The sequence below is a fragment of the Mesorhizobium argentiipisi (SeqCode) genome, from assembly GCF_037179585.1.
In the GTDB taxonomy this organism is placed as follows: Bacteria; Pseudomonadota; Alphaproteobacteria; order Rhizobiales; family Rhizobiaceae; genus Mesorhizobium; species Mesorhizobium argentiipisi.
The window spans coordinates 81,894-106,242 of record NZ_JAPYKO010000012.1 but is presented as its reverse complement, the minus strand read 5'-3'; the positions used below and the strand labels follow the sequence as shown (position 1 = coordinate 106,242).

Annotated in this window: 25 protein-coding genes, 1 tRNA gene and 1 pseudogene; 20 read left to right on the top strand and 7 right to left on the bottom strand. The window is 62.6% G+C overall.

All coding sequences use genetic code 11. From position 1 onward, the window contains the following. Positions 1-61: 61 nt before the first annotated feature. A complete protein-coding gene (hspQ, locus tag O7A05_RS18135) occupies positions 62-385 on the bottom strand; it encodes a heat shock protein HspQ (RefSeq protein WP_040983419.1) in 324 nt (107 codons plus the stop codon). A 182-nt stretch (positions 386-567) separates the two neighbouring features. Between hspQ and O7A05_RS18130 the strand changes: the two are divergent. Next, a pseudogene (locus O7A05_RS18130) lies at positions 568-714 on the top strand (AEC family transporter); the annotation flags it as partial. Here O7A05_RS18130 and O7A05_RS18125 read toward each other — a convergent pair. Continuing rightward, positions 691-1,902 carry a UbiH/UbiF family hydroxylase gene (locus O7A05_RS18125; RefSeq protein ID WP_337094368.1) on the bottom strand — a complete coding sequence of 404 codons (1,212 nt, stop codon included), beginning with the start codon at positions 1,900-1,902 and terminating at the stop codon, positions 691-693. The pseudogene O7A05_RS18130 and the gene O7A05_RS18125 overlap by 24 nt on opposite strands. A gap of 101 nt (positions 1,903-2,003) precedes the next feature. Between O7A05_RS18125 and O7A05_RS18120 the strand changes: the two genes are divergently transcribed. From O7A05_RS18120 to O7A05_RS18085, 8 genes are all read left to right on the top strand, one after another. Continuing rightward, positions 2,004-2,894 (top strand): DUF2182 domain-containing protein, encoded by an 891-nt coding sequence (locus tag O7A05_RS18120; RefSeq protein WP_337094367.1) that lies wholly within the window; start codon positions 2,004-2,006, stop codon positions 2,892-2,894. A gap of 11 nt (positions 2,895-2,905) precedes the next feature. Next, positions 2,906-3,520 carry a DUF1326 domain-containing protein gene (locus O7A05_RS18115; RefSeq protein WP_337094366.1) on the top strand — a complete coding sequence of 205 codons (615 nt, stop codon included), beginning with the start codon at positions 2,906-2,908 and terminating at the stop codon, positions 3,518-3,520. Next, positions 3,517-4,335 (top strand): phosphatidylcholine synthase, encoded by an 819-nt coding sequence (gene pcsA, locus O7A05_RS18110; RefSeq protein ID WP_337094365.1) that lies wholly within the window; start codon positions 3,517-3,519, stop codon positions 4,333-4,335. The genes O7A05_RS18115 and pcsA overlap by 4 nt, the downstream gene beginning before the upstream one ends. A gap of 137 nt (positions 4,336-4,472) precedes the next feature. Continuing rightward, positions 4,473-5,450 (top strand): quinone oxidoreductase family protein, encoded by a 978-nt coding sequence (locus O7A05_RS18105; protein WP_337094364.1) that lies wholly within the window; start codon positions 4,473-4,475, stop codon positions 5,448-5,450. Between the two features lie 294 nt (positions 5,451-5,744). Next, the gene (locus O7A05_RS18100; protein ID WP_337094363.1) at positions 5,745-7,322 is read left to right on the top strand and encodes an ABC transporter ATP-binding protein; all 1,578 of its coding nucleotides are present in this window, start codon (positions 5,745-5,747) and stop codon (positions 7,320-7,322) included. Further along, a complete protein-coding gene (locus O7A05_RS18095) occupies positions 7,319-8,446 on the top strand; it encodes an ABC transporter permease (protein WP_337094362.1) in 1,128 nt (375 codons plus the stop codon). Before O7A05_RS18100 ends, O7A05_RS18095 begins: the two co-directional genes overlap by 4 nt. Continuing rightward, positions 8,446-9,366 (top strand): ABC transporter permease, encoded by a 921-nt coding sequence (locus tag O7A05_RS18090; RefSeq protein ID WP_337094361.1) that lies wholly within the window; start codon positions 8,446-8,448, stop codon positions 9,364-9,366. Before O7A05_RS18095 ends, O7A05_RS18090 begins: the two co-directional genes overlap by 1 nt. A 51-nt stretch (positions 9,367-9,417) precedes the next feature. Beyond that, the gene (locus O7A05_RS18085) at positions 9,418-10,485 is read left to right on the top strand and encodes a BMP family ABC transporter substrate-binding protein (RefSeq protein WP_337094360.1); all 1,068 of its coding nucleotides are present in this window, start codon (positions 9,418-9,420) and stop codon (positions 10,483-10,485) included. Positions 10,486-10,567: 82 nt separating this feature from the next. On the opposite strand, the gene rimO is transcribed toward O7A05_RS18085, so the two are convergent. The 4 genes from rimO to O7A05_RS18060 all read right to left on the bottom strand — a co-directional run bounded on the left by rimO (position 10,568) and on the right by O7A05_RS18060 (position 14,061). Next, positions 10,568-11,881 (bottom strand): 30S ribosomal protein S12 methylthiotransferase RimO, encoded by a 1,314-nt coding sequence (gene rimO, locus O7A05_RS18080; RefSeq protein WP_337094359.1) that lies wholly within the window; start codon positions 11,879-11,881, stop codon positions 10,568-10,570. Positions 11,882-12,062: 181 nt separating this feature from the next. Beyond that, the gene (locus O7A05_RS18075; RefSeq protein WP_337094358.1) at positions 12,063-12,749 is read right to left on the bottom strand and encodes a TerC family protein; all 687 of its coding nucleotides are present in this window, start codon (positions 12,747-12,749) and stop codon (positions 12,063-12,065) included. Positions 12,750-12,918: 169 nt separating this feature from the next. Next, entirely contained in the window at positions 12,919-13,326 is a 408-nt protein-coding gene (locus tag O7A05_RS18070; RefSeq protein WP_337094357.1) for a DUF930 domain-containing protein, read from the bottom strand. Between the two features lie 435 nt (positions 13,327-13,761). Then, a complete protein-coding gene (locus tag O7A05_RS18060) occupies positions 13,762-14,061 on the bottom strand; it encodes a hypothetical protein (protein ID WP_337094356.1) in 300 nt (99 codons plus the stop codon). A 269-nt stretch (positions 14,062-14,330) separates the two neighbouring features. Here O7A05_RS18060 and O7A05_RS18055 point away from each other — a divergent pair, with 269 nt between their 5' ends. The 3 genes from O7A05_RS18055 to O7A05_RS18045 all read left to right on the top strand — a co-directional run bounded on the left by O7A05_RS18055 (position 14,331) and on the right by O7A05_RS18045 (position 16,118). Further along, the gene (locus O7A05_RS18055; RefSeq protein WP_337094355.1) at positions 14,331-14,624 is read left to right on the top strand and encodes a hypothetical protein; all 294 of its coding nucleotides are present in this window, start codon (positions 14,331-14,333) and stop codon (positions 14,622-14,624) included. Positions 14,625-14,734: 110 nt separating this feature from the next. Then, the gene (locus tag O7A05_RS18050; RefSeq protein ID WP_337094354.1) at positions 14,735-15,085 is read left to right on the top strand and encodes a hypothetical protein; all 351 of its coding nucleotides are present in this window, start codon (positions 14,735-14,737) and stop codon (positions 15,083-15,085) included. Between the two features lie 487 nt (positions 15,086-15,572). Continuing rightward, the gene (locus O7A05_RS18045; RefSeq protein ID WP_337094353.1) at positions 15,573-16,118 is read left to right on the top strand and encodes a hypothetical protein; all 546 of its coding nucleotides are present in this window, start codon (positions 15,573-15,575) and stop codon (positions 16,116-16,118) included. Between the two features lie 76 nt (positions 16,119-16,194). Here the strand turns inward: O7A05_RS18045 and O7A05_RS18040 are convergent. Then, positions 16,195-16,284: transfer RNA gene (locus tag O7A05_RS18040), tRNA-Ser, on the bottom strand. A 311-nt stretch (positions 16,285-16,595) separates the two neighbouring features. Between O7A05_RS18040 and O7A05_RS18035 the strand changes: the two genes are divergently transcribed. The 8 genes from O7A05_RS18035 (at position 16,596) to O7A05_RS18000 (ending at position 24,347) form a co-directional block, all read left to right on the top strand. Beyond that, entirely contained in the window at positions 16,596-16,964 is a 369-nt protein-coding gene (locus tag O7A05_RS18035) for a YybH family protein (RefSeq protein ID WP_337094352.1), read from the top strand. Positions 16,965-17,161: 197 nt separating this feature from the next. Beyond that, positions 17,162-17,257, top strand: a complete 96-nt coding sequence (locus O7A05_RS18030) for a putative RiPP precursor (RefSeq protein ID WP_337094351.1) — start codon at positions 17,162-17,164, stop codon at positions 17,255-17,257. Between the two features lie 262 nt (positions 17,258-17,519). Continuing rightward, positions 17,520-18,782 (top strand): septal ring lytic transglycosylase RlpA family protein, encoded by a 1,263-nt coding sequence (locus tag O7A05_RS18025; RefSeq protein WP_337094350.1) that lies wholly within the window; start codon positions 17,520-17,522, stop codon positions 18,780-18,782. A 115-nt stretch (positions 18,783-18,897) separates the two neighbouring features. Continuing rightward, entirely contained in the window at positions 18,898-20,076 is a 1,179-nt protein-coding gene (locus O7A05_RS18020) for a D-alanyl-D-alanine carboxypeptidase family protein (protein ID WP_337094440.1), read from the top strand. Between the two features lie 72 nt (positions 20,077-20,148). Then, positions 20,149-20,823: a dTMP kinase gene (gene tmk, locus O7A05_RS18015; RefSeq protein WP_337094349.1), complete on the top strand. Its 675-nt coding sequence runs from the start codon at positions 20,149-20,151 to the stop codon at positions 20,821-20,823. Further along, positions 20,820-21,875: a DNA polymerase III subunit delta' gene (locus O7A05_RS18010; RefSeq protein ID WP_224716033.1), complete on the top strand. Its 1,056-nt coding sequence runs from the start codon at positions 20,820-20,822 to the stop codon at positions 21,873-21,875. Before tmk ends, O7A05_RS18010 begins: the two co-directional genes overlap by 4 nt. Before the next feature lie 133 nt (positions 21,876-22,008). Beyond that, on the top strand, positions 22,009-23,553 hold the full coding sequence (gene metG / locus O7A05_RS18005) for a methionine--tRNA ligase (RefSeq protein WP_337094348.1): 1,545 nt from the start codon (positions 22,009-22,011) through the stop codon (positions 23,551-23,553). Continuing rightward, positions 23,553-24,347 (top strand): TatD family hydrolase, encoded by a 795-nt coding sequence (locus O7A05_RS18000; protein ID WP_337094347.1) that lies wholly within the window; start codon positions 23,553-23,555, stop codon positions 24,345-24,347. The genes metG and O7A05_RS18000 overlap by 1 nt, the downstream gene beginning before the upstream one ends. Positions 24,348-24,349 lie beyond the last annotated feature (2 nt).

The window sequence follows — 24,349 nt, the reverse complement described above, 5'->3', positions numbered from 1 at the left end:
ATAGAGCATTTCACCGTTTCACGGAAACGGTGAAATGCTCTGGGCGATGTGCTTTTGCGCCTCAGTGCTTCGACTGGCGCTTCGGTTCGTAGCGGCCGTCCGGCAGCTTGTCGAACATCTCGCCGATCTGCGGATGCCGCACCGGCTCGCCCGACCGGTCCTCGAGCAGGTTCTGCTCGGACACGTAGGCGATGTACTCGGTCTCAGAATTCTCCGCCAGAAGATGGTAGAACGGCTGGTCCTTGCGCGGGCGCACGTCGGCCGGAATGGCCTCGTACCATTCCTCGGTGTTGGCGAATTCGGGATCGACGTCGAAGATCACGCCGCGGAACGGAAACAGCCTGTGGCGAACCACTTGCCCGATCGAGAACTTGGCTGTTTTCATAGCATTCACCACTTAGGTTCCGAGGCGCCTCTCTTGGCCGCGCACAGGGCGCCTAAGACCTTGAATTTACACGTCAGCCAGCCAAAAATCGACCCCGACTTTGGGCTTGGGCCTATTTGGCGCAGACACTGCCGCAATTCAATAGCCGAACGAGTGACCCTGGCCGAAGCAACGGGCCAGCGACAGCGACCAACGTCTTCGTGATCGGATAGCAACATGACGTGTGGGTGCAGCGGGCCTCGGCCAGCGTGCTGATCGCGACATGCTTCTCGGTGATGACGGCAACCGCGCTGCCTTATGCGATCCTACCGGCCGACCTCTTTCCTTAGGCCGCCGGCAATGGCACGAAAGCCGCTGCCGGGTCGCAGCCCCTCGCGCATGAAGAAGGCGCGCAGCGGCGCGAAGCTGCCCAGCGCAGAGAGGCCGGCGCTGCGTGCCAGTTGCGCCGGCAGCATGTCGGACAAGAGCGACATGTTGAGCAGGTTCACCGCGCCGCTGCGGGCCCATATGTCGGGCCGGCGCCTCGTGTCATAGGCGGCGAGGGCCCGGCGCGATCCGGGATCGCTGCTGTTTTCACTCGCGATTCCAATCAGATCTTCGATATCCCTGATGCCAAGGTTGAGGCCTTGGGCGCCGATCGGCGGAAACACATGCGCCGCTTCGCCGACCAGCGCGACGCGGTTTTGTGCGAAACGGCCGGGCGAGGCCGCCGACAAGGGATAGACCTGGCGGCCGGGCTCGACCGAGACCCGGCCAAGCATCGACTGCATCTGCTCCTCGACACGGCCCGACAGGGCTGCATCGTCGAGCGCCGCAAGCTCCCGCGCCGTCTCCGGCCTCACCACCCAGACAAGGCTCGAGCGCCTGCCGGGCAGCGGCACCTGTGTGAACGGCCCCGTTTCGGTGTGGAATTCGGTCGAGACGAAGCCGTGCTCGCTGCGGTGGGCGAAATTGAGGACGAGCGCCGACTGCGGATAGGGCCGCGCGGAAGCGCGAATGCCGGCGGCTTCCCGCGCCGGAGACAGGCGCCCATCGGCGGCGACCACCAGCGACGCCGAGACTTCGCTGCCGTCGGCCAGCCTTGCATGGGCCTGGTCGGCGTCCAGGTTCCAGGACGCGACGGTGGATTTCAGCCAATGAATACGACCATGAGCTGAAACCGCCCTGGCAAGGATGGGGATGAGAGCCTTGTTGGGCAAATTGAGCCCGAACTGTTCCTCGCCGATCTCGCTGGCGCGAAAGGTCACGGTTGGGCTTCGGATCAGCCGCCTTGTGGCGTCGACGATGCGCATCGCCTTGAGCGGCGCGGCCTGCGTCCTCAGTTCGGCAAGGACACCCAGCCGGTCGAGGACCTTCAGCGCCGGGTTCATGAGGGCCGTGGTGCGGCCGTCGGCGCTGTTGACCTCAGGGCCGACCAGCATCACGCCGAAGCCGGCCTCGGCAAAGCCGAGCGCCGCGATCAGGCCGGCAGGACCGCTGCCGGCAACCAGGATGCGGGCTTTATCGTTGTGCTCCACGCCAGGCTTCCACAATGCGAGGCGACCCGTCGGGCCTTCATCGGGATATAGGTCAGATCGGCCGGCTTGATCAACGCGGCGATTCAGCCCATTCGATTGCCATGAGCGGCGAGCAGCATGATTTCAGCCATCTCGACCGCGCCGGCCGCGCGACGGCGGGCGTGGCGCGCAGCCCGCGCCTCGCGGTCATGCTCACCATCGGCATCGGCATAGCCTTTGCCTGGTTCCTTCTCGGCGCAATGGCGATCCGCGGCGCCGAAAGCCGCCCGGCCGGCGCGCCGGGCGATATGGTGCTGAAAAATCTGCCGAGCCTGCCGTTGCCGGATTTTCTCGACCGGTTCTTCGCTCTTTGCCTCGCGCCGGCGCCGCTTGCCGGCCCGACCGGCCTGCAAGAATCGGCGCTTGTGTTGATGTGGTTCCTGATGGCCGTGGCGACGATGCTTCCTTCGGCGGCGCCGCTGATCCGCACCTATTGCGAAATCGCCGATACCGCGAGGATCAAGGGCGAGCCGGTCGTTCATCCGCTGGTGCTTGTCGCCGGATACCTCGCCACATGGCTTGCCGCATCCGTGGGTTTCACCGTGTTGACGCTCGCGGCCTACGCCTTTGCCGGTTCCGGCCGGATGCTTGATCCTGCCGTCGGCCTCGCCGGCGGCGCCGCGCTGCTTGTCGCCGGCCTCTATCAATTCAGCGGCCTGAAACAGGCATGCCTGGAAAAATGCCGCAACCCGTTCTCGATCCTGTTCGCCAACTGGAGCGCGAAACCGCGCCGCATCTTCCGGCTCGGCCTGGAACAGGGCGTCTGGTGCCTCGGTTGCTGCTGGGCGCTGATGCTGGTGATGTTTGCCGTCGGGGCGATGAACGTCTTCTGGATGGCGCTGATCGGCCTGTTCACCCTGATCGAGAAACAGACCGCCGGCAGGGTGGCCAGCCGGGTTGCCGGTGCGATACTGCTTGTATGGGCGGCTGCCCTGCTATTAGTTTCGGCGTGAGGGAGAATTCGATGACCGATCAAAGCTGGGCAATGAAAGGGGAGCTGGTACTCTCCTGCAATTGCACGGTTTTTTGTCCCTGCGTTCTGTCGCTCGGCAGCCATCCGCCGACCGAGGGCTATTGTCAGACCTGGGCAGGCTTCCGCATCGATGCGGGCCATTTCGGCGAGGCCGACCTTTCTGGCCTCAATCTCGGCCTGATCATGGAAATTCCCGGTTACATGAGCCGCGGCAACTGGACGGCCGGCCTGTTCATCGACAAGCGCGCCTCGATCTATGCGGTGAAGGCGCTGACCAAGATCTTCACCGGCAAGGCCGGCGGCACCACCTCGCTGTTGTCGATCCTCGTCGGGAAATTCCTCGGCGTCGAGCAGGTGCCGATCACCTACGAGACCCGCGACAAGACACGTGTCTTCCAGATTCCCAAGATTATCGACGGCGCGGTGACGCCCATTCCCGGCAAGGACCGTGACAAGGATACTGTGATCACCAATTCCGAATATTGGATCGCGCCGGAGATCATCGTGGCGAAGTCCGACAAGAGCAAGATGCGCGCCTTCGGCCGCAACTGGAATTTCGCCGGCCGCTCGGCCGAAATCTGCAAGCTGGACTGGCGGGGACCGTGAGCAAGAACACAAGGGCCGGCAAGGCAGCCAAGAAGATCGCGCAACGCATCCCGCTGCCGAAGAAAAAGGTGACGTGGCCGCAGGCGCGCGCGTTTTCCGTGCATCTCCTCACCGCGTCGGGATCATTCCTTGCCTTCCTGTCGCTGGTGGCGGCCAGCGAGGAGCGCTGGACGGCGATGTTCTGGTGGCTGGGCCTGGCGCTGTTCGTCGACGGCATCGACGGCCCGATCGCCAGGAAGCTCGAGGTGAAGGAAATCCTGCCGACATGGTCGGGCGAACTCCTCGACAACATTATCGACTATGTCACTTACGTGCTCATTCCGGCCTTCGCGCTCTATCAGCGCGGCTTCATGGGCGAGAATCTGTCCTTCCTGTCGGCGGCTATCATCGTCGTCTCCAGCGCGATCTACTATGCCGACACCGGAATGAAGACGAAGGAGAACTTCTTCAAGGGGTTCCCGGTCGTCTGGAACATGGTGGTGTTCACGCTCTTCGTCATCGAGCCTGGGCAATGGGTGTCTTTCGCCGTGGTGGTGATTGCCGGCATTTTGACTTTCGTGCCGATCAATTTCATCCATCCGGTCCGTGTCGTGCGGCTGAGGCCGGTCAATCTCGGCATGACGCTTTTGTGGTGCGCCTTCGGCGCGCTGGCGCTGGCGCAGGCGGCACTCGCCGCCTTCTATGACAAGATCGGCGTGCTGGGGGAGCAGGTCAGCGATTTCACCAAGATCGGCATCACAATCACCGGCCTCTATCTCGCCTGCATCGGGGGCGTCATGCAGATGTTTCCCAATCTGGGCGCCAAGAAGCCCTGATCCTGGATCAGGATATTTTTGGCTCAATGGTCATCCTGGCCCTAGCTGTCTATCGGCGCATGATTTTCCGAAAACCGGTTCTCCCTTTCGGAATTATGTTTCCAGATTGTGCACGTACCCTTCAGAGAGTTTGAGCGATGTCCAAGGCAATCCGCATCCACGCCAATGGCGGCCCCGAAGTCCTGGCTTATGAAAATGCCGATCCCGGCCAGCCGGGAGAAGGCCAAATCCTGATCCGGCACACGGCGATCGGCCTCAACTTCATCGATGTCTATTATCGCTCCGGACTTTACCCGCCGCTCGGCGGTTTTCCGCTGATCCCGGGCGGCGAGGCGGCAGGCGTCGTGCAGGCGCTCGGCACCGGTGTCGATTGGCTGAAGCCAGGCGACCGCGTCGCCTATGCCGTCAATGTCGGGGCTTACGCTGAGCAACGGGTGATCGCCGCAGACCGCGTGGTCAAAGTGCCGGACGGCATCAGCGACGAGCAGGCGGCGGCGATGATGCTGAAGGGCATGACGGCGGAGTACCTCTTGCGCCGGACCTTCCCGGTCAAGGCCGGCGACACGATCCTCTACCACGCCGCCGCGGGCGGCGTCGGGCTGATCCTCGGCCAATGGGCAAAGCATCTTGGCGCAACCGTGATCGGCACCGCGAGTTCCGCCGACAAGATCGAGCTCGCCCGGGCGCATGGGTTCGATCATGTCATCAACTACAAGGAGCAGGATTTCGTCGCCGGCGTCGCGGTGCTTACCGGCGGGAAGAAATGCGACGTCGTCTACGATTCCGTCGGCGCCGACACCTTTCCGGCATCGCTCGACTGCCTTCGGCCGTTGGGCATGTTCGTCAGCTTCGGCCAGTCGTCCGGGCCGATCCCGCCTTTCTCGATATCGCTGCTGGCGCAGAAGGGCTCGCTCTACGCGACCCGGCCGACGCTCTTCGTCTACAATGCCAGGCGCGAGGATTTGGTGAAGTCGGCCGAAGCACTTTTCGACGTGGTCAAGAGCGGCGTCGTCGAGATCAAGATCAACCAGCGCTATGCGTTGAAGGACGCCGCAAAGGCGCAAGCTGATCTCGAAGCGCGCAAAACGACGGGCACGACTATCCTCATTCCTTAGAGCGCTTCAGGGAAGCGGCGTACCGCTCTATCGCAATTCCGGACGGAAAACCGCTTTACACCTTTCGGCACCGTGCTCTAGCCGGCTGCCTTGTTTTTCAGCGGCTTGCCGTGCCCGAAGGCACGGCTTGCCTGAAAAGCGATGCGGATTTGCCGTTGTTCTCAAGAGATCTATCTTAGCCCTTGAGTTTCCGCTGAAATTCTTGAAGCTCTTTCAAGTTGGGTGCTGCTTTCCGATGGGAGCCGGCCGCGCATACCATGATCGCGGGAACACAGAACATATCCGGGAAACTGGATGGGAGGCACTGTGAGTGCAAATCATGACAGGTCGAACCTGCTCGAGGTTCGTGGCCTTACTAAGATTTTTGGCACGCTGACGGCGTGTGATCACATCGATCTCAACATCGCGAAGGGCGAGATCCACGCGCTGCTCGGCGAGAACGGCGCCGGCAAGTCGACGCTGGTCAAGATGCTGTTCGGATCGCTCGAGCCGAACTCGGGCGAGATCTTCTGGGACGGCACGCCGGTCAAGATCACCAGCCCGGGCGTGGCCAAGAAGCTCGGCATCGGCATGGTGTTCCAGCATTTCTCGTTGTTCGAAGCGCTGACGGCGGCCGAGAATATCGCGCTTTCGCTCAATGATGGTTCGCCGATCAGCACGATTGCCGCGAAGGCGAGGGCGCTGTCCTTCAGCTATGGACTGCCGCTCGATCCGGACTCGCTGGTCGGAGATCTCTCTGTCGGCGAACGCCAGCGCATCGAGATCATCCGCTGCTTGCTGCAGACGCCGCAGCTCATCATTCTCGACGAGCCGACCTCGGTGCTGACGCCGCAGGAGGCCGACAAGCTGTTCGAGACGCTGGAGCGCCTGCGCTCGGAAGGCAAGTCGATCCTCTACATCTCGCACCGGCTGGAAGAGGTCAAACGCATCTGCGACCGCGCCACGGTGCTTCGCCACGGCAAGGTGGTCGGCCACTGCAATCCGCGTGAGGAGACCGCCGCATCGCTTGCCCGCATGATGGTCGGCAGCGAGGTCAAGGCGGTCGTGCGTGCGCCGGCGGAAGGCATCGAAACGGCGCCGGCGCTGCTGGAAATCCGCAGCCTCAGCCGCAAGCCGGCGACGCCCTTCGCCATCCCGCTCAAGAACATCAACCTCACCGTACGTGCCGGTGAAGTGATCGGCATCGCCGGCGTCGCCGGCAACGGCCAGGGTGAGTTCTTCGAATCCGTCTCCGGCGAGGTGCTGCAGCAGGACGCCGGTTCCGTGCGCATCCGCGGCAAGGACGCCGGTAGCCTGTCGATCACCGGCCGGCGGCTGATGGGCGCCGCCTTCGTGCCGGAGGAGCGGCTCGGCCATGGCGCGGCGCCGCGGATGAAGCTTTCGGAGAACCTGCTTCTGTCTCGTCACGCCACCGACGGCAAGGCTTTCGTCGGTTCGGGCGGCACGGTGAAGAACGGCGCGGTTTACAGCGCCGCCCAGCGCATCATTAAAGCCATGGACGTGCGCAAGAGCGCGCCGGATCCGGAGGCCGCCGCATTGTCGGGCGGCAATCTGCAGAAATTCATCGTCGGCCGCGAGCTCGACCGCAGGCCCAGCGTCATGATCGTCAACCAGCCGACCTGGGGCGTGGACGCAGGTGCGGCCGCTCACATCCGCCAGGCTTTGATCGAGCTCGCCCGGAGCGGCTCCGCTGTCCTGGTCATCAGCCAGGATCTCGACGAATTGTTCGAACTGTCGGACGCCATCGCCGTCATGCACAACGGAGAACTGTCGACGCCGCTGCCGATCGCCGAGGCGACTTTCGAGAAGGTCGGCCTGTTGATGGGCGGCGCCGAGCCCGGCCATGCCGAACACAGCTTGGAGGTCGCATGATGCGCATCGAACTCGTCAAACGCCCGCAGCGCTCGGCGCTGTTCTCGATGCTGTCGCCCTTCATCGCCTTCGTGCTGACGATCATTGCCGGCGCCATCATGTTTGCGCTGCTCGGCGTCAATCCGCTCAACGCGTTCGAGATCTATTTCGTCGAGCCGGTCAGCCAGGTCTGGCAGTTGCATGAGCTGGCGATCAAGGCAGCGCCGCTGATCCTGATCGCGGTCGGCCTGTCGGTCTGCTACAAGGCCAATATCTGGAACATCGGCGCCGAAGGCCAGTTCATTTTCGGCGCGATCTTCGGCTCGATCATCCCGGTGCTGTTCCCGCAATTCGAAGGCCCGCTGGTGATCCCGCTGATGCTTTTGCTGGGCATGGTCGGCGGCGCCTTCTACGCATCGATCCCGGCGCTCCTGAAGACCCGCTTCAGCACCAATGAGATCCTCACCAGCCTGATGCTGGTCTATGTCGCGCAGCTTTTCCTCGATTGGCTGGTGCGCGGCCCATGGCGCGATCCGCAAGGCCACGGCTTCCCGCAAACCATCCAGTTCGGCGATTCCGCCGTGCTGCCTGAGCTGATGCCGGATGCCGGCCGCGCCAATTGGGGCTTCGTCTTCGCGCTGGTCGCCGCGGTGGCGATCTGGCTGATGATGAGCCGCATGCTGAAAGGGTTTGAGGTCCGCGTGCTGGGTTCAAGCCCGAGGGCAGGGCGCTTTGCCGGCTTCGGCTTCAACAAGATGGTGTTCTTCGCCTTCCTTCTGTCCGGGGCGCTGGCCGGTCTGGCGGGTATCTCCGAGGTCTCCGGCGCCATCGGCCAGTTGCAGCCGGTGATCTCGCCCGGCTACGGCTTCACCGCCATCATCGTCGCCTTCCTTGGGCGCCTCAATCCGCTGGGCATCGTCGCGGCAGGCCTGGTGCTGGCGCTGACCTATCTCGGCGGCGAGGCGGTGCAGAGCGCGCTCGGCATTTCCGACAAGGTGGCGCGCGTCTTCCAGGGCATGCTTCTGTTCTTCGTGCTCGGCTGCGACACGCTCATCCATTACCGCATCCGCCTGATCGGCATGGCGCTGACGAAGCCGAAGGGCGCGGCGCTCGAAGCAGCGCCCAAGCTCGGGGAGGCCCGCTGATGGACATCACCGTCAACATCCTTTTGACCATCGCGACCGCGGCGACGCCGCTCCTGATCGCGGCGATCGGCGAGCTTGTGGTCGAGCGCTCCGGCGTGCTCAATCTCGGCGTCGAGGGCATGATGATCATGGGCGCCGTGGGCGGTTTCGGCGCCGGCTATCTCACCGGATCGCCGTGGATCGGCCTGCTTGCCGCGATCATCGTCGGCGCGCTGTTCTCGCTGCTGTTCGCCGTCATGACGCTGTCGCTCGCGACCAACCAGGTGGCGACCGGCCTGTCGCTGACGCTGCTCGGCCTCGGCCTCTCCGGCATGATCGGCACCAGCTTCGTCGGCCAGCCGGGCGTCAGGCTGCCCAACCTCGACATTCCCGGGATCAGCTCGATCCCGATCGTCGGCAAGCTGATCTTCGGCCAGGATCCGGTATTCTACATCTCGATCGCGCTGACCGCGGCGGTGATGTGGTTCCTGTTCAGGACACGCACGGGGCTTACGCTGCGTTCGATCGGCGACAGCCATACGTCGGCGCACGCGCTCGGCATCAAGGTCATCCGCTACCGCTATCTCGCCGTGATCTTCGGCGGCGCCTGCGCCGGCCTTGCCGGCGGGCACCTGTCGCTGGTCTACACGCCGCAATGGGTCGAGAACATGAGCGCGGGCCGCGGCTGGATCGCGCTGGCGCTGGTGGTGTTCGCTTCCTGGCGTCCGTGGCGGGTGCTGGCCGGCGCCTATATCTTCGGCGCGGTGTGGATCGGCCAGCTTCATGCACAGGCTTTTGGCATTCCGGTGCCTTCGCAGTTTCTTTCTTCGCTGCCCTATCTGGCAACCATCGTGGTTCTCGTTCTAATCTCGCGCAACAAGCGGCTGACGATGATGAACACGCCGGCTTCGTTGGGGCAGCCATTCGTTCCGGATCGTTGACGACAACAAAAAGACGGGAAGCTCCAAGGCTTAACTCAGAGAGGTAACACAATGAAAAAACTGCTTATTGCGTTGATCACCACGACCGCAGCCCTGTCGCTGGCGGCGACCGCCGAGGCCGCCGACAAGCTGAAGGCCTGCTGGGTCTATACGGGTCCGATCGGCGACTTCGGCTATTCCTACCAGCACGACCAGGGCCGCCTCGAGGTCGAGAAGGCGCTCGGCGACAAGGTCGAGACCGCCTATCTCGAAAACGTGTCGGAGGGCCCGGACGCCGACCGCGCTTTCGAGCGCCTGGCGCGCGAGAAGTGCAAGATCATTTTCGGCACCTCCTTCGGCTTCATGGACGCCGAAGTGAAGGTCGCCAAGAAGTTCCCCAAGGTGATGTTCGAGCATGCCACCGGCTTCAAGACTGGCGACAATCTCGGCATCTACAACGCCCGTTTCTATGAAGGCCGCTACGTGCTCGGCCAGATCGCGGCCAAGGAATCGAAGAAGGGTCTTGCCGGCTACATCGTCTCCTTCCCGATCCCCGAAGTGGTGATGGGCATCAATTCCTTCATGCTCGGCGCGCAGTCGGTCAATCCCGACTTCAAGGTGAAGATCGTGTGGGTGAATTCCTGGTTCGATCCCGGCAAGGAAGCCGACGCCGCCAAGGCGCTGTTCGACCAGGGCGCCGACATCATCGTCCAGCACACCGACTCGACCGCCGCGCTGCAGGTCGCCGAGGAGCGCAAGCTGCATGGTTTCGGCCAATCGTCCGACATGATCAAGTTCGCGCCGCACGCGCAGCTGACCTCGCTGACCGACGAATGGGGCCCGTACTATATCAGCCGCGTGCAGGCGGCGCTCGACGGCACCTGGAAACCGGACAATGTGTGGCTGGGCATCAAGGATGGCGCGGTCAAGCTCGCCCCCTACACCAACATGCCCGACGATGTGAAGGCGATGGCCGAGGCGACCGAGAAGAAGATCGCCGGTGGCTGGAATCCCTTCACTGGGCCGGTGTCCAAGCAGGACGGTTCGCCCTGGCTGAAGGACGGCGAGGTTGCCGACGACGCCACGCTGCTCGGCATGAATTTCTACGTCAAGGGCATCGACGACAAGCTGCCACAATAAGCGGCAAGTCGCGGAACCGAAACGGAAAAAGGGCGCCGCGGGGCGCCCTTTTCATTGGAGATGTAAGCTTTCGCGCAGGCTGTTAGACCGCCGAGCCATAAAGATCGTACGCATCCGCGCGATCGATCTTGACCGTGACGATCTCCCCGGCGCGCAGTGGCCGCCGCGATTGGATGTGCACCGAGCCGTCGATCTCCGGCGCGTCGTATTTGGTGCGGCCTTTGCCGGATGTGCCATGCGCCTCGTCGATCAGCACCGGCAGGCGCTTGCCGACCTTCCTGGCGAGTTGGGCAGCCGAGATCTTCTGCTGGCGCTGCATGAAGCGGTGCCAGCGCGCTTCCTTGACTTCCTGCGGCACCTGTTCCAGCCCGAGATCGTTGGAGCGCGCGCCCTTGACCGGCTCGTATTTGAAGCAGCCGGCGCGGTCGATCTTGGCTTCGTCCAGCCAGTCGAGCAGCATCTGGAAATCGTCTTCGGTCTCGCCGGGGAAGCCGACGATGAAGGTCGAGCGGATAGCGAGATCCGGGCAGACCTCGCGCCAGCCACGGATGCGGTCCAGCGTCTTTTCGCCATGCGCGGGGCGGCGCATGTTCTTCAGCACCTGCGGCGAGGCGTGCTGGAAGGGAATGTCGAGATAGGGAAGGATCTTTCCTTCCGCCATCAGCGGAATGACGTCGGCGACATGCGGGTAGGGGTACACATAATGCATGCGTATCCAGATGCCGAGCTTGCCGAGTTCCTCGGCGAGGTCGAGGAATTTCGCCCGCACCTCGCGATCGCCGAACATCGACGTCTGGTACTTGATGTCGACGCCGTAGGCGCTGGTGTCCTGCGAGATGACCAAGATCTCCTTGACGCCGGCCTTGGCGAGCTTTTCGGCCTCGCGCAGCACATCCGCAGCCGGGCGCGAGACGAGATCGCCGCGCAGCGCCGGGATGATGCAGAAGGTGCAGCGGTTGTTGCAGCCCTCGGAGATCTTCAGATAGGCGTAGTGGCGCGGGGTGAGCTTCACGCCCTGCGGCGGCAGCAGGTCGACATAAGGATCGTGGCTGGGCGGAGCCGCTTCATGCACCGCCGCCATCACGCTCTCATAGGCCTGCGGGCCGGTGATCGCCAGCACATTGGGATGCTTCTCGCGGATGACCTCCGGCTCGGCGCCGAGGCAGCCGGTGACGATGACGCGGCCGTTCTCGGAAAGGGCGGAACCGATGGCGTTGAGCGACTCGTCGCGCGCGGAATCGAGGAAGCCGCAGGTGTTGACGACGACGAGGTCGGCGCCGTCATGCTTGCGCGCTATCTCGTAGCCTTCGGCACGGAGCCGCGTGATGATGCGCTCGGAATCGACGAGCGCTTTCGGGCATCCAAGACTGACGAAACTGACGCGTGGGGCGGACATAAACTTTGTTTTCCAAGAGGTGAGGGCGAGATCGAGGATTGAGCCTGAGGCTCTGAATTTCGATCTACGGGCGCGGCTTTGAGCCATTTCGCGCGGCGCAATAGCACGCTTCGGCCCAGAAGCAAAACTGCCTGTAACCGAGACAAGAGGCGATGCGGTAGCCGCTTGCCTTGAAAGAGCGTCAGTGGCCGTCCGGCCCGAACCATGGCGCGAGGAAGGCAAAATGATCGGGAAACTGCTGCACGGCGCCTCCCAGAAGCATGTTCACCGCGACGTAGAGGATGATCAGCAGGCCGATATAGGCGATCCAGCGGTATTTGTGCAGCAGGCGCGCGACAAAGGATGCGGCAAAGCCCATCAGCGCGATCGAAAGGGCCAGCCCGATGATCAGCACGGTGGGATGCTTCATGGCGGCGCCGGCGACGGCCAGAACGTTGTCGAGCGACATGGAAACGTCGGCGATGACGATCTGCCAGGCGGCTTGCGAGAACGTCTTGCGCGGGCCCTTGCCGGCTATTTGGCCGTCCTTGTTGTAGTCGCCGTTCGACAGCGCTTCTGTCGCGTCGCGCTCATCCTCATGGCTCACGCGCAGCTCGCGCCACATCTTCCAGCACACCCACAGAAGCAGAAGTCCGCCGGCGATGAGCAGCATGGGGCCGATGCTCAGCAGCCATTGCGTGATCAGGGCAAAGACGATGCGCAGGACAGTGGCTGCCGCGATGCCGACCAGGATGGCGCGCTTGCGCTGATCCGCGGGAAGGCCGGCTGCCGCAAGGCCGATCACGATTGCGTTGTCGCCGGCGAGGGCGAGATCGATTGCGACGACCTGGAGGAGAGCTGAAAGGCCTGCGGCAGTGAATATTTCCATCGACTAGAAATCCTTGCCTGAAATGAATGTGGCCCTTTGCCCGACGGGCCTAAAGGCATGGTCCACCGGCGTCAAGACGCAGGGTTGGACATCGCCGGAAAACAATGCCGCCGGCGCAAGTTCTCAAGGATTTCGGGTGATTGCCGGCAAGGGGCAAGGCCGCCGAAAACTAGTCGTAGAGATTATATTTGGACCAGTCGGATTCCGGGATTTCGTCGCCGATCTTGTAGCGGAACTGCAGCACCTGCATGTGGTCCGGCGCGGTCTGGCATTTGAACTTCAGCCGGTACCATTGGCCCTTGCTACGGAAGGCGGCGCCCGAGCTCTTGATGGCATCGGCGCTCATCTGCGGCGTGGCGAAGGCGTAGGCCACGACACGGTCGGCCTTGTAGTTATGATCGTCGTGGCTGATCTGGTCGAGCACCTCGGCGTCACACCGCTGCTCGAGGCGGGTCTCAGGATCAAGTTTCATCAGGCCGGCGCGCAACGCATTGTCCATCGCCTTGGCCGGCAAGACCAGCGTCAACGACGCCAGAACCATCAGGCAGAGCTTTTTCATGGGCGCGAGAAGCAGCATATTTTGTCTGAGAAATCAAATAAACGGTGTTTTACCAACCGCGGCGCCATGGCGAGCCGGCGGCGCTTTCGCGGTGGCAGTCAGGCGATCCGGTGTCATTGAAGATTGAGATTGTCGCGTGTTTTGAGATTTTTGCGAAAAGGAACGGTCGATCGCGGAAGGCCGTGCGAAAAAAAACCACGCTGAGCAGCCTCGGGTGGAGATGATATGCTGAGAACCAAATGAACCTAGGGTCGTGCGATCGTGGCTGAGCTTCAAATAGGCGAGGGAGTTCGACCTTTCGAGGTAACAAACCGAATGGTCATGGCTATTTCGGTTCCGATGGCCTTCGCGTCGTTGAGCACACCCTTGCTAGGCATCGTTGACATCGCTGTGGTCGGGCAGTTTGGCAATGCAACCTTGATCGCGAAGCCTTGTTCCTGCTGGGAGGAGCGGCTACGTCAGCGGTGTCTTCCGCTTCGGCGCCACATGACTGGTGACGAGCCGCACGGCACTGCGTTTGACCGTGATCCCGAGATCCTTGCCGCCGACCGTCACAGTGTCATCATCGACGCGCAGGACTTCGCCGGTTAGCTCGATCCTCTGCCCGCTGCTGATGTTGGGCGACGTGTCCACGATCGAATGCGGCTGGTGGTAGGAGGGGATCAGCACGCTAACCCGGTCCTCTGTGACGCGCTTGCGGATCGTTGCTGTGATCGCAACCATGTGGCCGACTTTGATGCTGTCCTTCGCCATAGGGATGAGTCTGGCGGTGCAACCGGCCTCGTCAAGCGGTTGCTAATGTTCGCCGATAGCCCGTCGCTGGTGTGCCCCCACACCTAGCGACGGGCTAAGGGTGGCCGGCGCCTCTGGGGAGATTGCCTGAGCGTGCGCCGGCCTGGCGAACCGTGGTCCGCCGCATATGCAGCTTAGCTAAAACATCTGCGATCGACATGGTGTGATCGCGTAAGGCTTTGGCAAGCGCGCCGGGGGCTCTTATTTCGGACTCGGATGGGGCGACCTCGTTGGAGATCGCCATAGGCAAAGAATTCCCGTTCGTAGAAGACACGCTTGGCAAGAAGCTGGCGGCCGGCACTGGCCTGTCGGTCTATTGCCTCACATGCAGGCGAACTGCGCTGTTCGATGTTGCCGAACTGGTCAAACGGCTCGGCCCGGATCACTCCTGCATGCATTGGGGCTTGATCAACGTGATTTATTGCCACGAGTGCCGCGCCGCCGGTCGAGGCGATCGGAACCTGCAGTTCACCAATCACGCCCTCACGCCGGAGCAGCGCAAGGGCTGGACGCCTTGTCCATAAGCGGCCCGACAGTTCCGCGCTCTGTTGGGGTGCGTTGGGTTGAACCGCCGGGCCAAGCCGACTCGGGTTTAGCGAGTCGGCCGATGCGGAGGTTACATTAGCAAGACTGCATGAATATCACGGTTGGTTACATTCCACCGGTTTCGCTGAAACTCGCCAGGGCGAGGCCCCAACAACTGCCTCAAAAGCCCGACGAGCTGCCGGAGATCAACCCGGCAATCCAGCCGCATCCGCGCTACTTAGATCGGTGGATTGCGCACGCGATCTTCCAAATCGCGCTGCTTTTCTTCGTTCGAGGCCAACGGCCCGGCGGCTTCGGCTCCCGGGCCTTCTTTTGTGTCTGTGGCGGAAAAGTCACGCAACTCGAATATCCAGCGCTTCAACTGGCGCGAGCTTATTATCCAGCTAAGCGAGGCGTACCGTTGCCACGGGGTAAAAGGGGACCGCTCCTCCCGAACTAGCGCCCGCTGCGGAAGAACGTGGTGGGCGTTTTCTTATTTCCGGGAACGGCCGCTTCGGCTTTCCGGCCTTTGTCCGGCCCGCTACCTCTGGGCTCATTTGTTTGTTGCCCTTTGCCGAGACGCCAGATGCACCCGCAAGGCTACCTGCAGCAGAATTGCAAGGACCAACATGCGCGGTGGCGGCGGCGACATGATCATGCGCCACTAACAATTGTTAAGTGACGAACGTTCCCGGAGAAGGTCAACCTTGGTTAATTCGCCGCCTCGCTGCCTCCCGGTGGCGGTTATCCCCGATGGGCGGAACTGTGATCGTCGCAGGAAAAAATTGGCACCGCAATTGGCAGTGGGGGCGACCACGAGTATTGCTTTGCGGTGAACTGCATTGGCGGGGCAGAACTGATGGCCGATTCAGACGATAGCAACCATCGTCGCGACGGGCGGAGGCACCTACATCGCATTTGCGGGCTTGCAAACGTGGAAGCGCGAAATGAAAGGGCGTCGCGATATAGAGCTCTGCCAGCAAGTCATCGCACAGTTTTATGAGGCTGAGGAGAAGGTAAGAGAACTTCGCAGCCCCATGTCGTATCCGGCGATCGAATCCGCAGAACGACCCAAGCACGATCATGAATCTGAAAACGAGGCCCGCCTGCGCGACACGGATTATGTCCCGATTGCCAGATGGCGCTCGCAGAAGGACTTTTGGAAGGACTTCTTCTCCTACAAATTTCGAATGAGGGCACTGTTCGGTCCGGTTGCCAGTCGGCCGTTCGAGAAAGTCGATGAAGCACTCCGGACGTTCACCGCCGCAGCCACGGTCCGTTATGAAAGCATCCGAGGCGAGCGGGTTGAGTTGGGCGGTGACGCAGCTTTTGCCACAACCTTGACGCTGCCTTATGGGGACATCCGTCTGCGCAAGATGAGATCGGACCGCTATAAAAGCGGCAATACGCGATATGGAGGATATCTGCGTTCCGATCGTCCAGGCGCTTTCGCCTTCGCAAATCTTCCAGCGGTGGCTTCTGACGAGATTTAAGCACCTTTCTATGCTAGGGCAATGGTTATGGCATCGTCCAAATTGACACCCTAAGTTCTTGATAAAATTAATGTTGTGGCGGAGGGAGTGGGATTCGAACCCACGGTGAACTTGCGCCCACGCCGGTTTTCAAGACCGGTGCCTTAAACCGCTCGGCCATCCCTCCGCTATGGTTTTCAACCATTTAGGTCATTGCGACCGGTCGATTCGGTTGGCACCGAGGGCATTCCCGGCCGGTTCGCGCTTCATTCCTGTAGTGCGGCTGCCGGGGCCGCGTCAACCACTGCGGCTGCACCTTCCAACTGTCGCGGCAAAAGGTGTGGAAGAATGTTCGGCGCGACCGGCGGGCTACGGTGCCGGCGCAGGCAGAAACGACATGCACCGGGCCGGCTGGGGGAAATCCCCTGGAAGAGACGGCGATCTAGCCGATCGTATTAGTATTCCCTAAACTATATCCGGGCGGCGAAGGAGGTAACTATGTCGATCCGAGATGATCTGCAGGAGCTTTGGGACTTGTATGTCGCAGCATACCGGTCGAAGAATGCATCTGGCTGTGCTGCTATCTTCACCGACAACGCGGAAATGCATTCACCCTATGGGCCTCCGGCACGGGGGCGCGCGGCAATAGAGGCGCTGCACGAAATTTGGGTTCAACATGCCGGGCCTAATAAGACCCTTCAGGTGATCGAAGCGGGTAACTCCGGAAATCTGGCTTGGACACTGGCTGCCTATTCGGAAGGAGAGGCGGTCGGCAACGGCACCTCGCTGAGTGTCTTTGAGCATCAGGCGGGCGGAGGTTGGCTGATCCGGATGTGCAGTCTCAACAGTACTGACGCCACCGGATAGATGTATAGCTGGCCACAGCGGCACGGCAGCGATCATCCCAATCGCGCTGACGTGCGGCACGACTTATGCAGGTAAGCCCCGACCTTGGCCGAAGCCAGGTTAGCTTCGCGCTCGTCCTGCTGGCCGATTCGATGCATTGACAATGCCGTCAAGAGACTGTCACTCTCAATCTGCTAATACTTTAACAGGGGGCAATCATGAAGAAAACCTACGAGAAACCCGTACTGACAAAGCGCGGCATGCTGTCTCGTGTGACGGCCCAACAAGCGCCGTCTGGTGCGCAGCCGGATTAGCGGACGACCTTTACCCTTATTCGGATTTGATGCCGTCGATTGTGGCCGACGCTGTCGGCAGCAGGGCATTCTCGAAGAGCGCGGATTTTCCGGGCGTGGTGGTACTGCCACTCGCGCCACAATATCGCCCTTTTGCTGCCATAATCGATTAACATCGTGATAAGCAATTCCTGTGCAAAAGGGATTGGGGATCAAGGTGTTGCTGGCATCGGCGGTCACTTGGCTCCGTCGAGTGGTAGCACGGTAGGGGACAATCGAAAACATGCAGACTCCGGCGCGCCCGCGTCTTCGTCGCGCTTCTGCTTTCGCCCTGTGCGCCCTTTCGGGCCTGCTGTTGGCTGCCTGCGCCTCACAACCCGAACCGAAGGGGATGGTCTACAAGAAGGCCCGCTCCAAGGAATATTTCGCCGAATCCGAATATGGCGTGAAGGCGAGCCCACGTGTCCAGTTCATGCGGCGCGGCGGCGGCCGCGACCAGCTTGGCAAGCCCTACCAAGTGCGAGGCAAGTGGTACTTTCCCAAGGAAGAGAAGAACTACGCCAAGGTAGGACTGGCCTCATGGTATGGCGATGCCTTCCACGGCCGTCTGACCGCCAATGGCGAAGTCTATGACATGACACATCTGACGGCGGCTCATCCGACGATGCCGCTGCCGAGCTATGCCCGCGTCACCAATCTGGAGACCGGCAGTTCGGTGATCGTGCGCGTCAACGATCGCGGGCCCTATCATGAAGGCCGCATCATCGACGTCTCCGAACGCGCGGCGCAGATGCTCGACTATGACAAGGTGGGCACCGCCAGGGTCAAAGTGGAGTATGTCGGCCGCGCGCCGCTCGACGGCGATGACGACCAGTATCTGGTGGCCTCCTACCACCCCGGCAAGAACCGGCCGGATCCGTCGGACGGCCTGCCGACCGGCGTGATGGTGGCCATGAACGGCCCGTCGCCGAGCATGCCGGCAGGTGCGCCGCCGGCCGCCGTGCCGTTCCCGGGCCAGCTCACCAATTCGGGGCAAGCTTTTGACGCGCAGCCGGGGCTGTCGGAGCAGCCTACCGTGCAGCCGGCAGCCTTCCCGGTGCAGAGCGCCAGCGATGTCGCGCTGCCCGATTTCGGGCCGATCGTGCCGGAACGGCCGGATCTCGGTCTTCCTGCGAACTCGCCTTTCGCCATGGCTTCGCTGTCCTACGCGGATGAGCGGGTAAAGCGCGCCGATGTTTTTGCCGCGCTCGATACCGGCGGCATGTCGCCGGCCGATATCCTGCAGTCGTGGCGAAAATCGAGCCGCCAGGAACAGGCGCTTGCGCCCGACTATGTCGCCGCCGGTTCCTTCGACAAAGCCGCGGAGGCAAAGCGCGTCGCCGCCGCGCTGGAGCCGTTCGGCCGGACCGAGATCCAGCGCACCGAATTCGACGGCAATGACTGGTATGCGGTCAACGTTTATCCGAACGGCCATGGCAGCATCGACGATCTGCTTCAGGCAGCTTGGTCGCATGGCGCGCCGGACGCGCTGGTTGTGCGTAACTGATCAAATTCACGCTACCCGTTGATCCGGCTGAAAAAATCCTGATAGCTTGGCCGCGGGGTAGTCTTTGCGCATTCCGGGGCGACCCTCCGGTATTGCTCAGATGGGTCGACATTTCATGCAATTGCGCATTCTTCCGCCTTTCGCCAGCATTCTGGGATTGGTGCTGATGTTGCTTTGCTGCGTCCCGGCAAGCGCACAGCTTTTCGAAACCAAGGCGGCGCAGGCATTCATGATCGATGCCGACACCGGCACGGTGCTCTTCGCCAAGGACCCCGACAAGCCGATCCCGCCGGCCTCGATGGCCAAGCTGATGACGATGGAAATGGTCTTCAACGCCATCAAGTCGAAGCGGATCACGCTCGACGACACTTTTGTCGTCAGCGAAAACGCCTGGCGCACCGGCGGCGCGCCGTCCGGAACCTCGACCATGTTCGCCAAGCTCAAATCCGAGGTCCGCGTCGAGGATCTGATCCAGGGCGTCACCGTACAGGCCGCCAATGACGGCTGCATCGTGCTGGCCGAGGGGATGGCGGGCTCGGAAGCGAATTTCGCTGCGCAGATGACCGATCGCGCCCGCCAGCTCGGCCTCTCGAAATCGACCTTCGTCAATTCGACCGGCCTGCCGGCCGACGGGCAGCAGACGACAGTGCGGGAGCTGACGATGCTGGCGCTGCATCTGTGGCGCGACTATCCGGAGTTCTTCCACTATTACGGCCAGCCGGACTTCACCTGGAACAAGATAACGCAGAGGAACCGCAACCCGCTGATCGCCATGGGCATCGAGGCCGATGGCTTCGTGGCAGGCGCCAGCGAGCAGGCGGGCTTCGGCCTGGTCGGCACCGTCAGTCACAACGGCACGCGCGTGATTGCCGCCCTCAGCGGACTGGCGAATGATCGCGAACGCTCCGAAGAGGCGCGCAAGCTGCTCGAGTGGGGCTCACGGTCATTCCAGAAGACCGAGATCTTCGCCAAGGACGAGGTGGTCGGGGAAGCACAGGTTTTCGGCGGCGCCAAGTCCGGCCTAGCCTTGAAAGCCAAAGGCCCCGTGGACATCTTTCTGCCGATAGCCAACCGCGACAAGCTGACCGCCAGGATCGTCTACCAGGGTCCGGTGTCGGCGCCGGTCGAAGAGGGGCAACCGGTCGGGGAATTGCGCGTTTGGATAGGCGAGACGCTGAGCCAGCAGACGCCGCTCTATGCCGCCGAATCGGTGAAAGTGGGCACGCTGCCACAGCGTGCGCTCGATGCGGCCGAGGAACTCGCTGTCGGCTGGCTGCGTCAGAAACATTTGTGATCGGGCAAGTTCGTGGACCTTTTGTCGGACGGGAGCTATGACAGCGGCCAGCGCGAGCAAAGGCAATCTCGATTGGCGAGCGGATTTTTCATCACCTTCGAGGGCGGCGAAGGAGCAGGCAAGTCGACGCAGATCGAGCGGCTGGCGCGGCGCATGCGCGCCAAGAAATACGAGGTCCTGGTCAGCCGCGAACCCGGTGGATCGCCCGGCGCCGAGGCCGTAAGGCATGTGCTTCTGTCCGGGGCGGCCGAGCCGTTCGGCCCAAAGATGGAGGCGATCCTGTTCGCCGCCGCGCGCTCCGACCATGTCGAGCAGGTCATCCGGCCGGCGGTCGAGCGCGGCTCGATCGTGCTGTGCGACCGTTTCATCGATTCCTCTCGCGTCTACCAGGGCGTCACCGGCGGGCTTGATGCCGATTTCATGAAGGCGCTGGAGGCGGTGGCCATCAACGGCATGATGCCCGACATGACGCTGATCTTCGACATCGATCCCGCTGAAGGCCTGAAGCGGGCCGCCGCACGGCGTGGCGCTGGTGACGCCGCCGATCGCTTCGAGAAGGAGACTTTGGCCATCCACCGGCGACGGCGCGAGGCTTTCCTGGCCATCGCCGCGGCCGAACCGGAGCGTTGCGTCGTCATCGACGCCTCCGCCGATCCCGATACGGTAGAGAATGTCGTCACCGCCGCCGTCTTCGCGGCGCTGGATGAGCGGATGCCGGCGCAAAGGATTGAGACGGCGTCGGCATGATCTTCGAACGCATCGCCCCCGAACAGCACGACACGCTGGACGGCGTGCCCGAGCCCGCCGAAACGCCGCGGCTGATCGGCCACGCGACGGCGGCAGGGATGCTTGCAAGCGCCTACCGCGCCGGCAAGCTGCCGCATGCGCTGATTTTCACCGGGCCGCAGGGCATCGGCAAGGCGACGCTGGCGTTCCACATGGCGCACCATCTGTTGAGATATCCGGATTTCAAGACGGCGCCCGACACGCTTGCCGTTCCCGATCCCGCCTCCTCGCTGTTTCGCCAGATCGCCACCGGCGCGCATCCATCGGTGCTGCACCTCACCCGTCCGGCCAACGAGAAGACCAAGAGCTTCAAGACGGTGCTGACCGTCGATGAGATCCGCAAGGTCAGCCGCTTTCTTTCGATGACCTCGCATGACGGCAGCTACCGCGTCGTCATCGTCGATCCGGCCGACGACATGAACACCAACGCCGCCAATGCCTTGCTCAAGAATCTCGAAGAGCCGCCGGCGCGCACCTTGTTCATTCTGGTGGTGCATGCGCCGGGCAGCCTGTTGCCGACGATCCGCTCGCGCTGCCAGATGGTGCGGCTGGCGCCTTTGGCCGCCGACGAGCTGATGGCGGTGCTGGAAAATGTCGAGCCGCCGCCGCCGGACGATCCGGCCGCGCGCGCGGCGCTCGCCGAGCGGGCAGGGGGCAGCGCCCGCAACGCGATCCTGCTCACTCAATATGGCGGGCTGGAAATCGCCGGAGCGCTCGACACGCTGGTGACGGCCCGGAAGCCGGATATTTCCGGCGCGCACCGGCTTGCCGAGGCCGTAGCGGGACGCGACCAGGCGATCCAATTCGACATCTTCAACCGTCGCGCGCTCGATCTGCTATCGGCCGCCGCCAGCGAAGCGGCATTGTCCGGCAATCTCGCCAGGGCCAAAACGCTGTCCGAGGCTTGGCACGAGGCGTTGAACACGATATCTGAGGCCGAGACCTACAACCTCGACAAGAAGCAGCACGCCCTGACCATGATCGACCGCCTGAATTCTGCGATGCGAATGTGACGGCTTCTCTGGTGCATGCCGTTGCCCCAAAACCGGGGCCACTTTTCGGCGGCATGCAGCGGGATGGCAATAGCCATGCCGATAGGATATCCACCGCCACGGCTTCCATTCAGACATTCATGACGGTTTATTCATGTCACGCGACACATTCTACATCACGACCGCGATCTCCTACCCGAACGGCAAGCCGCATATCGGCCATGCCTATGAGCTGATCGCCACCGACGCGCTTGCCCGCTTCCAGCGCCTCGACGGCAAGGACGTCTTCTTCCTGACCGGCACCGACGAACACGGCATCAAGATGCTGCAGACGGCGCGGAAGGAAGACATCACGGCGCGCGAGCTCGCCGACCGTAACTCGGCCGAGTTCAGGCGCATGGCCACCGCGCTCAACGCGTCCAACGACGATTTCATCCGCACCACCGAGGAGCGGCATTATGCGTCCTCCCAGGCGATCTGGAAGGCGATGGCCGCCAATGGCGACATCTACAAGGGCGGCTATGCCGGCTGGTACTCGGTGCGCGACGAAGCCTATTACGGCGAGGAGGAGACCGAGGTCCGCGCCGACAATGTGCGCTACGGGCCGCAGGGAACCCCGGTCGAATGGGTCGAGGAAGAGAGCTATTTCTTCCGGTTGTCGGCCTATCAGGACAGACTGATCGCGCTTTACGAGAGCCAGCCCGATTTTATCGGCCCGGCCGAGCGTCGCAACGAGGTGATGAGCTTTGTCAAATCGGGGCTGAAGGACCTGTCGGTCTCGCGCACCACTTTCGACTGGGGCGTGCCGGTGCCGGGCGACGAAAAGCACGTGATGTATGTGTGGGTCGATGCCTTGACAAATTACATCACCGGCATCGGCTATCCCAATGAAAACGATGGGAAATGGCGCTTTTGGCCAGCCGACGCGCACATCATCGGCAAGGACATCGTGCGCTTCCACGCCGTTTATTGGCCGGCCTTCCTGATGTCGGCGGGACTCCCGCTGCCGAAGCGCGTCTTCGGCCACGGCTTCCTGTTCAACCGCGGTGAGAAGATGTCGAAGTCGGTCGGCAACGTCATCGACCCGTTCACTATGGTCGAGCACTACGGCGTCGATCAGGTGCGCTATTTCTTCCTGCGCGAGGTGCCGTTCGGCCAGGATGGCAACTACAGCCATGAAGCGATCGTCAACCGGACGAATGCCGACCTCGCCAACGGCCTCGGCAATCTGGCGCAGCGCTCGCTGTCGATGATTGCCAAGAACTGCGGCGGCGCGGTGCCGAAGCGCGGCGAACTAACCGAAGCCGACACGGCGATCCTTGACCAGGCGGTCGAAGCGCTGGCCGTTTCGCGCCGGGCGATGGCGGAGCAGGGCATCCATCTGGCGCTGGCGGCGATTTTTGGCGTGGTTGCCGAAGCGGACCGCTATTTCGCGTCCCAGGAACCATGGGCTCTGCGCAAAACCAATCCGGAGCGCATGGAAACGGTGCTTTGGACGACGGCCGAGGTGGTGCGCCGCGTGACGCTGCTTTGCCAGCCGTTCATTCCCGGATCGGCCGCGAAGCTGCTCGACCTGCTGGCCGTGCCGGCTGAGAGCCGCGCTTTCGAGCATGTCCATGCCGACCACGCGCTGGAGCCAGGCACCGCCTTGCCGGCGCCGGAGGGCGTGTTTCCGCGTTATGTCGAGCAGAGCGCCTGATGCTGGTCGACAGTCATTGCCATCTCGACTTTCCGGACTTCGCCGAGGAGCGGGCGGCTATCGTCGCCCGCGCCCTCGCCGCCGGAATCGGCCGCATGGTCACGATCTCGACACGCGTGAGGCGTTTTCAGCAGATCCTTGAAATCGCTGAATCTTTCAACGAAGTCTACTGCTCCGTTGGCACCCATCCGCACAATGCGGCGGAAGAGCTGGGTGTAAGCGCCGACGAGCTGGTGCGGCTCTCCGGCCATCCAAAGGTGGTGGCGATCGGCGAGGCCGGGCTGGATTATTATTATGACAAGGCGCCGCGCGATGCGCAGGCGCAGGGTTTTCGCACCCATATCGCGGCCGCGCGCCGGACCGGCCTGCCGCTGGTCATCCATTCGCGCGATGCCGACGACGACATGGCGGCGATCCTCGAGGACGAAACAGGGAAGGGCGCCTTCCCCTTCATCCTGCATTGTTTTTCGTCCGGACGCAGGCTGGCCGAAATCGGCGTGGCGCTGGGCGGCTATGTCTCCTTCTCCGGCATCCTGACCTTCAAGAACTCCGCCGAGCTGCGTGCCATCGCCGCCGGCGTCCCGCGCGACCGGCTGCTGGTCGAAACCGACGCGCCCTATCTTGCGCCGGTCCCGCATCGCGGCAAACGCAACGAGCCGGCCTATGTCGCGAACACGGCGAAGGTGCTTGCCGAGACCATCGGCGTCAGCGAGGCCGAAATCGCCGATATCACCACCGGGAACTTCTTCAGGCTGTTCGCCAAGATGCCGCGTCCGGACATAGCGGCGGGCTGAGG